Source organism: Heliomicrobium modesticaldum Ice1, from assembly GCF_000019165.1.
GTDB lineage: Bacteria > Bacillota > Desulfitobacteriia > Heliobacteriales > Heliobacteriaceae > Heliomicrobium > Heliomicrobium modesticaldum.
The window spans coordinates 2,222,481-2,234,742 of sequence record NC_010337.2; the positions used below are offsets into that span (position 1 = coordinate 2,222,481).

The following is a 12,262-nucleotide window of genomic DNA, read 5'->3' on the forward strand; positions in this document are numbered from 1 at the left end:
GGATGCCTGGGCTGAAAGACAGCGACTTACGTTTTTATTTCAGGAGGTGAATCGATGGCAGACCTATCCATCCTAAATGGGTTGGCCCTTCTCCCCGCATCATCCCATTCCGCCGTCGGCGGAATAGGGGGAGCAAACAGCGCAACCCAAAGGGACAGAGGTTTTTCCGGTTGCCTGCACGACCGTCTCTGCCTTTTCCCGCAATCCCAGGGAAACAGGATGGATCAACGAGCAGCCCTCTCCGGTAGCGCCCCGAAAATCCCTGACCGCCAGCAGGAAATGCAACGAGCGCGATGGGCTCAGCGCGACAGCAAAGCTTTGGAGAGGAGCAACGAACGGCCCCGAATCGGGCGCAACGACCGAGCCGATGAGGCCATCGCCCACAAGGCAGAACCGGTCGCCGACAAAACTGCGCCAACAAGCAAGAGGGCAACCCAAGCAAAGGACCCTGTGAGGGTCGAGGCCGCATCTGTCGAGCGAGAAAACCAGGACGATGCGGCTGAAGCTGCGACGGCCGTTGAAGAGACACCAGCAGCGGCGATCCCGCTCATCGCCTTCGTCACTCAGGCAAATCCTCCCGAAGGAGGGGAACCTGTCTCTGACGGCGTTGAACTTTCTGCTGAGGCGGAGATGCAGGACAAGCCGATGACCTCGTCTATCGCCGCCGATGAGCCGAGACAGCCGGCTGGCAGCAACGCCAAGTCGGACCTTACAGTAGAATCGTTACCTAAAGCATTTGCCAGCTTGCTGTCGACGGAAATATTCGAAAAAACCGCACTGCCACAGGGACTATCGAGACAACAAAGTCAACTTGAAGCGCCGCATCTTCCTGCCGCCGCCGTTACCGAGCCAAAGGCGATGGAAACTCAACCGGTCTCCATCATCACCGTTCCAAAGACGACGGAAATAAAGACTACTTTCGCCCTCTTTAATGTCCCGCCGAACCAACTGGCCCTCCTTGCAGGCCTGCGCAAGGAACCCGCTGAGAGCGGTCAAGCCATGGCCGTAACAACAGATTCTCAGCAGACCGGCGAACCTGCCCAGGCAACAGCAAGCCCTGTCACAGCGCCCGCCCAAGGAAAAGGCGAAACCTCGACCGGCTGGATGGCTGGAGGGCAGAATCTGAATGCTACCCCCGGCCAGCCGAACGTCAAAGGCGCCCCTGTTATGGAAGAGACAACTTTCCGCTTAAGCGAGGCTCAGGGAGTGAATAGCCGGACAGTCACTGCGGCAGAAAACGTTTCCGCCTTGCCCAAACCAGCGATGAGCCGTGAAGCTGCAAGTGTCATGCGCTCCGACCTATTCCGTCAGATCGTGGCCAACAGCGAACTGCTCAAGAAGGCAGACACAAGCGAACTGCGGATTCAACTGAAACCGGAGTTCCTCGGCAAGCTGAACCTCAACCTTTCCGTCGAGAACGGCATCGTCTCTGTCCGCTTCGCCGCCGAGAACCTGCAGGTGCGGCAGATGCTCGAGTCTAACCTGAATCAACTGAAACAATCGCTGGAGGAGCAGGGGTTGCGTTTTGACCGTGTAGAGGTTGATGTCGGTCGACAGGGATCGGATTCCCATCACGGCGCTGGCGATTCTCGTCAATCCTCGTCAGCGCGATGGGAAAGTCTCGGCGGCGGACGAACCAACGAAGGGACCGCCTTTGAAGACAGCAGTTCCATTGATTTCGTTGCGACACGGGCCTACTACCGAGAGGACACAACCGTAGAGTTTCTGGCTTGACGACCACGAAGGGAGATAGGCTGATGGCGGGCACGATCGATAATGTAGGCAGCGTCTATACGGCGCCGGCGGGAACGACGACAAAAAAGAGCAACAGTCAACTGGGCAAAGATGATTTTCTCAAACTCCTCGTAACGCAGCTTCGTTACCAGGATCCGATGAAACCGATGGAAGACAAGGAGTTCATCGCTCAGATGGCGCAGTTCTCTTCCCTGGAGCAGATGAAGAACATCGCCGATGGTTTTGAAAAATTCCAATCATCTCAGCAAAAGGCCATGACGGGTCTCAACGATGTTCTTGCTAAGTTCATCTCAGTTCAGCAGCAGATGCAGGCCGACAACATGATCGTTTCGGCGGTGAGTTTCGTGGGCAAACAGCTGGAGGCAACAGTGCCGATACTGGACGAGAAGGGAAATCCGGTGAAAGACCAGGATGGAGACATCGTCACAGAGAAAATCGCCGGCGAAGTGACCGCTGTGAGCATCAGCAACGGCATGGCAGCGCTTCAGGTCCGATACGAGGTCAACGGCGAAAAGAGAACAAGAGACGTTCTCTTGAATGAGGTTACGAAGGTAATGCAAGCGAGTTAAGCAAAACAAGAGAGGGAGGTGGCGGCCTTGGATCACCGAATCCTCTATCGGCAGCCGCTGATCCCGGGCGTCGGCAAAGCGAAACCGGGATCAATCTCTCAGCCGACCGGCCAAATCTCTGGCGATTCCTTTCAGAAGATCCTCGATCAAAAGTCGCTCAAATTTTCTTCCCACGCCTTGCAGCGTTTGGCTCAACGGAACATCTCCCTCGGAGAGGCAGAACTGGGCAAGCTGAATGACGCCGTGGATAAGGCGGGACGCAAAGGGTCGAAGGAATCCCTGATCCTGATGAAGGATCTGGCGCTGGTCGTATCGGTGAAGAACCGCACCGTCATCACGGCTGTCGATGGAAAGGCCCTGAAGGATAACGTCTTTACCAACATCGACAGCGCTGTCGTCATTACGGAATAAGGGCTGGACCTCCAGAAGGAAGCCCAGGCTGCTGAACGATTGAGGCGGCCATCCGTTTCAAACATCAAGGAGGTCGTTTACCCCATGATGCGATCCCTTTTCTCCGGTGTCACCGCCTTGCGCAACCACCAGACGCGGATGGACACCATCGGCAATAACATTGCCAACGTGAATACGATTGGATTTAAAAAGAGCCGCGTCACCTTCGCCGACGCCCTCAACCAGACCATCCGAGGCGCCTCATCTCCGCAAGGCGGGCGGGGCGGCACCAACCCCATGCAGGTCGGTCTCGGCATGAACATCGCTACGATGGAGACGGTCTTCACGCCCGCCAGCGTCCAGGGAACAGGCAAGAATTCTGACCTGGCCATCGAGGGGGATGGATTCTTTCTGCTCGATGACGGCGGCGCACGGTACTACACGCGGGCCGGCAACTTCGATCTCGATACGGAGTACAACTTCATCCGCACCGATAATGGCATGAAGGTGATGGGCTATATAGCCGATGCTACAGGAGAGATCGATGCCAACGGGGATCCTGTGCCGATCAATATTAAGGATAAACTGCAGATGACAGCTTCAGCGACGAATAGGGTTGAATTTAATAAAAATCTGTATAGCTTACAGGCCAGTGCTAAGCCAATACAAAAATCGATAGAGATCTATGATTCAAGAGGCGGCAAGCACAACCTTGTGCTGACGTTCAAAAATGTCAGCAATGCGACCACACCAAACACATGGCAGGTTTCGGCCCGAATTACTACAGAAGATCCACAGAGCAAAAAAATAACTACGGCCAATGGTTATATTATTGGGACGATGCTATTCAGCACCAATGGTTTATTTAAGAGCTTTCAAGTTTCTGATAGTGTTGACTTTAAGTTTCCCGGCCTGGGTGTCGATGATATTGGCGCAATGCCTAATGGTACTTATACGGCTAAATTTGAAATTCCTGATGTAAAAAAAGATACCAAGCTCTACCTCGACCTGCACGCCATCACTCAGTTCAATTCAGAGACGACGATCGATAAGCTTAGCCAAAACGGTTACGCCGATGGCGACTTGAAGAGCTATGCCATCGACGCGGCGGGTGTGTTGACAGGCACCTACTCGAACGGACAGAATCGAAAAATGGCTCAGGTCGCTGTGACCACCTTCTCCAACCCTGCTGGTTTGTTCAAGGCAGGCTCCAACCTGTACACGCGCACGAACAACTCGGGCGAGCCGAAAACAGGCCAGCCGGCTGTCGGCGGTCGCGGCGCCATCACCCCGGGGGCGCTGGAGATGTCTAATGTGGATCTGTCCCAGGAGTTTACCGACATGATCACCACCCAGCGCGGCTTCCAGGCCAACAGCCGGATCATCTCCGTTTCCGACAGCATGCTGGAAGAACTGGTCAACTTGAAACGATAGTCCATGACGGGCGGGTGTCCCGCCCGTTCTTTTTCATTGACAATGGAGGGCGGGGCGATGATCAAAGTCAGGCGACTGAATCAAAGCGAACTGGTGATCAACGCGGAATTGATCGAACAGGTGGAAGCGACTCCGGATACGATCATCACCTTAACGACAGGCAAGAAGATCGTCGTATTGGAAAAGCCCGATGAGGTGGTGGAGAAGGTGATCGCCTACCGTCGCGCCTGTCACAACGCCTGCCTTGACGATAACATCGATGAGGCGCTGACAAAAAGAAGGAGCTAGCAGGAAGAACTCGAATGAATGTATAATTAGGTCAGGCAACGCCTGCATATGTATTTACACCCTAGCCAAGGAAGGAGCGTTTTTCCGGAATGGCTGAAACCGAAAACGCGCCCCAAAAGAAACCGTTGAACATGAAGTTGATCTTCATCGCCGTTGCCGTGCTGGTGGCGGCGGCCATCATCGCTGTAGCCGTATTCAAGTTCTTTATCAGCCCGGACGCAGTATCGGACCACACGCCAAAGGCCGCTGCACCAAAGACGGTGGGGGTTCTTTTTGAGGCCGGCGACTTTACGACCAATCTGGCAGACCCCGGCGGAAAGCGCTTTCTGAAAGCCAAGGTGATCCTTGAACTGAATGAGGAGAAAAAGGATGAGAAAAAGCTGGCCGAATTGAAGGAACAGCTCCCGGTCATCCGCGACCGGATCCTCTATATCCTCAGCGCCAAAACGGTGGAGGACTTCCAAGTTACTGAGAGCAAGGAAAAAGTCAAGAAAGACATACTGGTCGCCTTGAACAAACAGTTCGGTGCCGACAAGTTTCGCAACGTCTATTTCCAGGAACTTGTCTATCAATAAGTCCTGCCTGAAAGCAAGACGACAGATTTCAGGAGGTGTGAGGGCAGGACATGAGCGATATTCTGTCCCAGGCAGAGATTGACGCGCTCCTGGCCGCCCTCGCTAGCGGTCAGGTAACCCCCGAGGATGTCAAAGATGATTTGACCAGCAAGATCCGCGTTTACGACTTTAAGCGACCGAATAAATTCTCTAAGGACCAGATCCACACCTTACAGGTCATCTATGAAAACTACTGCCGCAGTTTGACGACCTACCTGGCCGCCAACCTGCGCACACTCGTCCAGATATCGGTGCAATCCCTGGACCAGTTGACCTACGAAGAATTCATCCGTTCCATTCCTAACCCGACCATCGTCAACATCTTCACCATGTCGCCGTTAAATGGCAACGGGATCATGGAGATCCACCCGAATATCGCCTTTGCTGTCATTGACCGCCTGTTTGGGGGAACAGGCAACCCGCCGGATAAGATTCGCGGTTTGACAGAAATCGAACAATCTGTTTTTCAGCGGACGACGCGGCGCATGCTGGACAGTTTTACCGAGGCGTGGGACAACATCGCCCAGGTGAAAGCCCGCCTGGAGATGATCGAGACAAACCCGCAGTTTATTCAGATCGTCGCGCCCACCGAGATGGTCGTCGTCATCACCCTGGCCTGCAAAATCGGCGACGTCGAGGGCATGATCAATATCTGCCTGCCTTATATATTACTGGAACCGATCATCAGCAAGTTGAGCGCCCATTTTTGGTTTTCCAACGCGGCGAAAGAGCGTACGACAGAACAATTAGAGGCACTGCGCAATCGCCTGGAACGGGCGCTGGTTCCCATCACCGTGCTGTTGGGACGCACCACCCTCAGCGTCTCTGAACTCCTGGACCTGCAACTGGGCGACGTGATTCAGTTGGACAATCGTGCCGATTCCGAACTGGAAGTGCTCATCGGTCAGCGGGTCAAGTATCTGGCGCGTCCGGGCCTCTCCGGGTCCAAGCTGGGTATTCAGATCACAGCGACCTACGAAAAAGGAGTTGAGACAGATGATGAGTAGCGGCGTCCTTTCCCAGGAGGAAATTGATGCCCTGTTGAGAGGCGTCGACATCGCCAGTGAACCCACAACGCTGCAGGATACAGCGAAACCGGAGGCTGACTTCAGCGATCTGGAAAAGGATGTAATCGGCGAAATCGCCAATATCTCCATGGGAACGGCGGCGACAACCCTTTCTACCTTATTGGAGTCTGTCTAAAAACCCCCTCAAGAGAGGGCAAAAAGCAAGACGTTTTTATATGGAAATTGGTGGAATTTAAAGGGAATTTGACTCTTCGCGTCGAAGGATATAGGTACAAAGACTGTTTATAGCGAGGCGATGTACCTTGTTTCGATTCGATGTGGACCCCCAAGTTAGCTTTTACGACTTTGCAGCCCTCTGGGACCAACTTGTGCCTGCCGATTCCGTCTTTCGCCTGTTTCGTGAATTGGCGCCCCTATTAATACAACCGGAGGATTTTACAGGTCTCTATTGCCTTGACAACGGACGTCCCAGTCATGCGGCCCGGCAGATGACGATGGCCTGCATGTTACAGGAAATGCTGGGCGAAACAGACCGGGGGATGGAAGCACAGACACGTGTGAACATCGAGGTCAAGTTTGCGTTAGGAATGGCCCTCGATGAACCGGGCATTGATCACGCCAATTTTGGCGTCCACCGGCAACGGCTCATCCAAAAGGAACTTGATAAGGTCTATCTCGATCGCTTTATCCGGTTGATGTACTACCTGGGCGTTTTGACAGGGAAAGAACCTTGGATAACGGACACGACCCATGTCATAGCTCCCATCAGTGCCCCCACGACCATCGAACTGATCCGCCAAGCCATGCGCCTGTTGGTGCGTCTTTTGGCGAAGCAATACAGTGTTCCATGGCATGCAATCCCCCATGCCCCTCGGGCGGTACGTTACCTGGAAACAGTGACGGAAGTGAAAGAGCATAACCTGGACGATAAGGCCAAAATGGAACGGCTTGTTGAAGTGGTCAGCGAGGCTGACGAACTGCTGGCCTACGTGGAGTCATCGGAGGCTTCGTGGAAGAAGAAGCCCGATGTCATTCATTACGCCCTTTTGCTTTGCCGTATCCTCCGTGAACGAATCATTCGGAAAGATGATGGAACTCTTGAGATAGCCCCCGGCGGTTCTGTCAAAGATATGATAGTTTCGGCTGTAGACAGCGAAGCCCGTTTCGGTTGTAAGGGCAAGACGAAATGGCGCGGGTATAAGATGGCCATCGTCGAAGTCGGAAATTCCGGATTTATCGCCGCCGCCGAGGCCATGAAAGCCAACGACTATGACGGCTCCAGTCTGGTGCCGTTAGCGGATCAGCTTCCCACCGATTGTGTAGAAAACCCGACGATCATTGGAGATACCCACTATGGTGCGGGCGATGACCGTGTCACCCTCAAGGAAAAAGGCATTGACGTAGTGGCGCCACTTTCACCAAAGACAAAATGTGATATCCTCGCGGGCGAGGGATTTCAAGTTTCCGAAGACCAAACACAACTGATCTGCCCGAGAGGAAAAGTCATCACCACCTATTCGGAAGTGGCAGATGGGAAGAACTTCGTGCTTCGCGCCAAGGACCATGATTGCAAGCACTGCCCTCGTTACACGACCTGTTTTAAAGAAAAGAAACATCGGCGCACGATTTTTATTCACAACGCCTATGGTGTCATGCTCGAGGCGGCAAAGCACTCCCAAACGAAAATCTATAAGGAACAGATGCGTCTTCGCAGCCGCATCGAAGCCAAGCAAAATGAACTGGTCAACCGTTACGGACTGCGCCGGGTTCGCCGTATCGGAAAACGAAATCTGGCTTATGCCGCCCGGCTCAGCGCGTTAGCGGCGAACTTTCAAAAACTCAACCGTCTACGAAATGATAAGAATGCAACCATGGTGTTGGAGGTGAGCGCCTTACGCGGTGTTGCTTTCAAAAAAGCCGCATAAGGTGCAAGGGGGAGATCTGCCCTTTTTGAGGAAAATCCTCAAAAAGGGCTGGTGAGACCGATAAAAAGACTCTAGTTTTTTGCTGTTTGTATTAAAAAATCATGCTTTTGCAAGGGCTGGCTAGGAATTTGCTTATTTTCTAGACGGCCTCTATTGGGGAAAAAAGTTGACATTACGACGCCCCGCGTCTACGTGACGACTAAAGCGGCGCTGCAAAAAGACTATCCCTCTCCCTTTGTCGTCGTCGATGTGACTTATACTGCCGGATTGGAAGGCAACAATGTGCTGATCATCCGCGAATCTGATGTGGCGATCATCGTCGATCTGATGATGGGTGGAGACGGCATGTCACCGCCAGCGGAATTGAACGAGATCCACTTCAGTGCCATTTCAGAGGCGATGAACCAGATGATGGGTTCGGCAGCCACCTCCATGGCCACCATGTTGCAGAAAAAGATCGATATCTCACCACCGATGTTAAACACCATTGACTTTGCCAGTGAAAAGCTACCCCGTCCAGATGTGGATCCGGTGATCAAAGTATCCTTCCGGATGGTCATCGAAGGACTTGTCGACAGCGAGTTGATGCAGATCTACCCCATTCCCTTCGCGAAACAACTCGTCTCCGGGTTGATGGGGGATATGTCGTCCGCCTCCGCAAGCCCGCAGGCGCCGCCGCCTAGCGCTCCTTCGTCGACTCCGCCGCCGCCTGGCGCTCCTTCTCCGGCTGCGCCGCCATCGTCGGCTACCTATCCCCCGCCGGCTTCCCACCCTCCAATGGAACCGCCGATGGCGGCTGCTCCCTTGCCAGGTTATGGAAGCCCGCCGCCGGGATACGGCAGCCAACCGCCGGGGTATCCCCCTCCAGGGTACGGTTACCTGCCGCCGGGGTACTACGGAGCGCCTCCCGGGGCATATCCCTCGCAGCCACCTGCCGCTACCTATTCGCCGCAAGCGCCGCCCGTGCCGGTGCAGCCGGTCCAGTTTGCGCCCTTGCAGCCACAGCGCAGCGGAAAAGACACAACCAACCTTGGGCTGATCATGGATGTCCCCTTGCAGGTTACCGTCGAACTGGGGAAATCGAGAAAAACCATCCGGGATATCCTCGATCTTGGCCCCGGCTCGGTCATCGAACTTGACAAACTTGCCGGCGAGCCCGTCGATATATTGGTCAACGGCAAGCTGATCGCCAAGGGAGAGGTTGTCGTCATCGATGAGAACTTCGGTGTGCGGATCACTGATATCGTCAGTCCCATCGAAAGGATAGGCAATTTACAATAAACGGAGGATGATGGAGAATGGGAAACCGGATTCTGATTGTAGATGATGCGGCTTTCATGCGCATGATGATCAAGGATATCCTGACTAAGAACGGATATCAGGTTGTCGCTGAAGCGGAAAACGGCGCTGTGGCTGTAGAAAAATGGAAGGAATTTCGCCCTGATTTGACCACCATGGATATCACCATGCCAGAAATGGACGGTATTAACGCTGTTCGCGCCATCCGCCAGGTCGATCCGAATGCCCGCGTCATCATGTGCAGCGCCATGGGTCAACAGGCGATGGTCATCGATGCTATTCAAGCCGGCGCCAAAGACTTTATCGTCAAGCCCTTCCAGCCGGACCGAGTCCTGGAGGCTGTCCGCAAGGCCTTAGCCTAAAGGTTGCTCAATCAGGCTCTCCTGAACAACAAGTGGGAGATGAGGATGAACTACAGTCGGCGTATTGGCCGCCGGATCATCGGCGGCCTGGTGTTTTTTGGGATCCTTTCGTTCCTGCTGTCTCTTCCCGTGGTTTTAACGGCGGCGGATGCGGCGCCGGGAAGCATCCTAGACCAGACCTATACGCAACGGATCGAAACTGAACAAAAACGGGGTCCTGTGTCGACAGGAGACCTGCTTATTCGATTGTTCGGCACGCTGTTCCTGGTAGGGATCACCGGCTGGGTTGTCGTAAAGTTCTGGAAAAAGAAACAGCAGACGGCCGGACAGGGAAATTGGATGGCCGTGTTAGACCAGGTTAGCCTGGCGCCGAACAAAAACCTCGTAGTCACCGATATTGCGGGAAAGATCTTCGTCATCGGCGTTACCGACCATTCCGTTCAACCGATCATGGAAATCACCGATGCCCAGGTCATTGAGGCGCTGCGACAGGTTCAAAAAGAGGAGCGCCAAGCTCCGACGGCATGGGGGATCGATCTTCTCAGTGGTCTGCTGGGCAAGAGCAATCGCCAATCTGATCCAGTTCCGTCCTTCCATGCGGAAATGACGAAACAGATTCAACGACTCCATGCGCTACGGGAGAGAAGAAGAGAACCCGATAGGGAAGGGGAGGACAAGCTGTGAAGTCCTCCTATGGCCGAGGCTTCATTTTATTGGTTTTATTATTGGCAATCTTTTACTGGGTGACGCCTGCGCTGGCTGCGCCTTTGCAGATACCGACAGTCAGCTTCGGTGTCGAATCGACGGAAAATCCGACAGAGGTTTCGACAAGCCTGCAGATCCTCTTCCTATTGACCATTCTGTCGCTGGCGCCGTCGATCCTGATCATGATGACCTGTTTCACCCGTATCATCGTCGTCCTCCACTTTACCCGAACAGCCCTTGCCTTGCAGACGATGCCGCCGAACCAGGTGCTGATCGGTTTGACCTTATTCTTAACTTTTTTTATCATGGCGCCCACCTGGTCAGCCATCAATGATCAAGCCTTACAGCCTTACCTAGCCGGCACTCTCTCGCAGGAGCAGGCGCTGGAAAAGGCGTCCACTCCCTTGCGGGAGTTTATGTTGAAGCAGACCCGGGAAAAAGATCTGGCCTTGTTCGTCAATATGTCAGACATGGAACAGCCGCAAACGTACCGGGACATCCCTATCAAGGTTGTGATTCCGGCATTCATTCTGAGTGAATTGAAGACAGCCTTTCAGATCGGGGCCGTCATCTACCTGCCCTTTATTGTCATTGATATGATTGTCGGATCTGTGCTTATGTCGATGGGGATGATGATGTTGCCGCCGATGATGATCTCCCTGCCCTTTAAGGTGCTCGTTTTTGTGCTTGTGGATGGATGGTACCTCATCGTCCGCTCCTTGATCCTCAGCTACCAATGACGTTCGAAGAGGAGGATGGCTGTGACACCGGAACTGGTGATCCAATTGGGGCGCGACGCCTTGGCCGCCGTTTTGCTGATCTCTGCGCCGCTCCTGGGCGCCAGCTTGCTTGTCGGTCTGGTGATCAGCGTTTTTCAGGCGACCACTCAGATTCAGGAAGCGACGCTCACTTTTGTACCGAAGATCATCGCCGTCCTCGTCGTCATTCTCCTCTTTGGCCCTTGGATGTTGGAGGCGATGATGAAATATGTCGATCAGATGCTGGGCTCTTTGAACACCTACACCTTCATTCGATAATTACGGGAGAGGAAATCAACATTGGAAGCGGTCATCAACATCATGCTCAATCATTTGGATGTGCTGCTCCTGATGATGATCCGGGTGGCCGGCATCTTGGTCTTGGCGCCGGTCTTCAACTTTCCCGGTTTCAATAACCTGGCGAAGATCGGACTCTCCTTCATGATCGCCTTGATCCTCTTTCTGTCCATGCCGGACGGCGCCTTGCCGGTTCCCCCGCAGGAGTTGTTCGGCTATGTCATCGTCGTGGCGCAAGAGCTTTTGTTGGGCCTTGCCATCGGTTTTATCCTGCAGCTCCTATTTGCCGCCATTTTGACAGCGGGCCACCTGATCGATATTCAACTCGGCTTTGGGATCGTCAATATCATCGATCCTCTCTGGGGCGCCCAGGTTCCCATGACCGGTGTGTTTTTGCAGATCCTCGCTTTATTGATTTTCGTCATTTTTGACGGTCATCTCCTATTGATCCAGGTGCTCGCTGACAGCTTCCGCATCCTGCCGGCGGCGGGCAGTCCCTTCAGCCTCGCCTTAGCAGGAAGCATCTCCGACTTTATCGTCCGTCTCGTCTCCGGGGTGTTGTTGATCGGCGTTCAGTTGGCCATGCCGATCATCGGCATCATCCTGATCAACGACATCGCCCTGGGTCTTGTCTCACGGACGGTACCGCAAATGAACCTTTTCGTCATCGGCATTCCCTTGAAAATCATCGTGGGCGTCGCCTTCTTATGGATTACGCTCCCCTTTTATATCGATGGATTAAACCGTCTGTTTACTCTGAGTTTTACCCAAGTGTCCGATTTCCTGCGGATTCTCAGCCCATAAAATCGCTATAAAAAAGGGCTTCAAAAAAAGAGGG

14 protein-coding genes and 1 pseudogene are annotated in these 12,262 nt (G+C 53.7%); all 15 read left to right on the forward strand.

Annotated elements, in window-relative coordinates:
• The first annotated feature begins 54 nt into the window (after positions 1 to 54).
• Complete coding sequence (locus HM1_RS10080) at positions 55 to 1,734, forward strand: flagellar hook-length control protein FliK (protein WP_012283283.1); 1,680 nt, start codon at positions 55 to 57, stop codon at positions 1,732 to 1,734.
• Positions 1,735 to 1,757: 23 nt separating this feature from the next.
• Positions 1,758 to 2,324, forward strand: coding sequence for a flagellar hook capping FlgD N-terminal domain-containing protein (locus tag HM1_RS15955; RefSeq protein WP_012283284.1), 567 nt, complete (start codon positions 1,758 to 1,760; stop codon positions 2,322 to 2,324).
• 18 nt (positions 2,325 to 2,342) lie between these two features.
• Positions 2,343 to 2,735, forward strand: coding sequence for a TIGR02530 family flagellar biosynthesis protein (locus HM1_RS10090; protein WP_417999841.1), 393 nt, complete (start codon positions 2,343 to 2,345; stop codon positions 2,733 to 2,735).
• Between the two features lie 84 nt (positions 2,736 to 2,819).
• A complete protein-coding gene (locus HM1_RS10095) occupies positions 2,820 to 4,148 on the forward strand; it encodes a flagellar hook protein FlgE (RefSeq protein ID WP_012283286.1) in 1,329 nt (442 codons plus the stop codon).
• Positions 4,149 to 4,205: 57 nt separating this feature from the next.
• On the forward strand, positions 4,206 to 4,436 hold the full coding sequence (locus tag HM1_RS10100; protein ID WP_012283287.1) for a flagellar FlbD family protein: 231 nt from the start codon (positions 4,206 to 4,208) through the stop codon (positions 4,434 to 4,436).
• An 89-nt stretch (positions 4,437 to 4,525) separates the two neighbouring features.
• Positions 4,526 to 5,011: a flagellar basal body-associated FliL family protein gene (locus tag HM1_RS14710; protein ID WP_012283288.1), complete on the forward strand. Its 486-nt coding sequence runs from the start codon at positions 4,526 to 4,528 to the stop codon at positions 5,009 to 5,011.
• Between the two features lie 50 nt (positions 5,012 to 5,061).
• On the forward strand, positions 5,062 to 6,057 hold the full coding sequence (gene fliM, locus HM1_RS10110; protein WP_012283289.1) for a flagellar motor switch protein FliM: 996 nt from the start codon (positions 5,062 to 5,064) through the stop codon (positions 6,055 to 6,057).
• Positions 6,050 to 6,241, forward strand: a pseudogene (locus HM1_RS10115) (chemotaxis protein CheC); the annotation flags it as partial. The gene fliM and the pseudogene HM1_RS10115, both read left to right, overlap by 8 nt.
• 139 nt (positions 6,242 to 6,380) lie before the next feature.
• Positions 6,381 to 8,003 (forward strand): IS1182-like element ISHmo2 family transposase, encoded by a 1,623-nt coding sequence (locus HM1_RS10120; RefSeq protein ID WP_012281187.1) that lies wholly within the window; start codon positions 6,381 to 6,383, stop codon positions 8,001 to 8,003.
• Between the two features lie 153 nt (positions 8,004 to 8,156).
• Positions 8,157 to 9,284, forward strand: a complete 1,128-nt coding sequence (fliY, locus tag HM1_RS16455; protein WP_012283291.1) for a flagellar motor switch phosphatase FliY — start codon at positions 8,157 to 8,159, stop codon at positions 9,282 to 9,284.
• Between the two features lie 17 nt (positions 9,285 to 9,301).
• Complete coding sequence (locus HM1_RS10130; RefSeq protein ID WP_012283292.1) at positions 9,302 to 9,664, forward strand: response regulator; 363 nt, start codon at positions 9,302 to 9,304, stop codon at positions 9,662 to 9,664.
• 45 nt (positions 9,665 to 9,709) lie between these two features.
• A complete protein-coding gene (locus tag HM1_RS10135) occupies positions 9,710 to 10,348 on the forward strand; it encodes a FliO/MopB family protein (protein WP_187147771.1) in 639 nt (212 codons plus the stop codon).
• Complete coding sequence (gene fliP, locus HM1_RS10140) at positions 10,345 to 11,109, forward strand: flagellar type III secretion system pore protein FliP (protein WP_041313726.1); 765 nt, start codon at positions 10,345 to 10,347, stop codon at positions 11,107 to 11,109. The genes HM1_RS10135 and fliP overlap by 4 nt, the downstream gene beginning before the upstream one ends.
• A 21-nt stretch (positions 11,110 to 11,130) precedes the next feature.
• The gene (fliQ, locus tag HM1_RS10145) at positions 11,131 to 11,406 is read left to right on the forward strand and encodes a flagellar biosynthesis protein FliQ (protein WP_012283295.1); all 276 of its coding nucleotides are present in this window, start codon (positions 11,131 to 11,133) and stop codon (positions 11,404 to 11,406) included.
• 21 nt (positions 11,407 to 11,427) lie between these two features.
• Positions 11,428 to 12,228, forward strand: a complete 801-nt coding sequence (gene fliR / locus HM1_RS10150; protein WP_012283296.1) for a flagellar biosynthetic protein FliR — start codon at positions 11,428 to 11,430, stop codon at positions 12,226 to 12,228.
• Positions 12,229 to 12,262 lie beyond the last annotated feature (34 nt).

What these genes read in the sequence shown, in the direction of transcription:
- HM1_RS10080 (WP_012283283.1), top strand. Translation starts at nt 55, where the DNA reads ATGGCAGACCTATCCATCCTAAATGGGTTGGCCCTTCTCCCCGCATCA.
- HM1_RS15955 (WP_012283284.1), top strand. Translation starts at nt 1,758, where the DNA reads ATGGCGGGCACGATCGATAATGTAGGCAGCGTCTATACGGCGCCGGCG.
- HM1_RS10095 (WP_012283286.1), top strand. Translation starts at nt 2,820, where the DNA reads ATGATGCGATCCCTTTTCTCCGGTGTCACCGCCTTGCGCAACCACCAG.
- HM1_RS10100 (WP_012283287.1), top strand. Translation starts at nt 4,206, where the DNA reads ATGATCAAAGTCAGGCGACTGAATCAAAGCGAACTGGTGATCAACGCG.
- HM1_RS14710 (WP_012283288.1), top strand. Translation starts at nt 4,526, where the DNA reads ATGGCTGAAACCGAAAACGCGCCCCAAAAGAAACCGTTGAACATGAAG.
- fliM (WP_012283289.1), top strand. Translation starts at nt 5,062, where the DNA reads ATGAGCGATATTCTGTCCCAGGCAGAGATTGACGCGCTCCTGGCCGCC.
- HM1_RS10130 (WP_012283292.1), top strand. Translation starts at nt 9,302, where the DNA reads ATGGGAAACCGGATTCTGATTGTAGATGATGCGGCTTTCATGCGCATG.
- HM1_RS10135 (WP_187147771.1), top strand. Translation starts at nt 9,710, where the DNA reads ATGAACTACAGTCGGCGTATTGGCCGCCGGATCATCGGCGGCCTGGTG.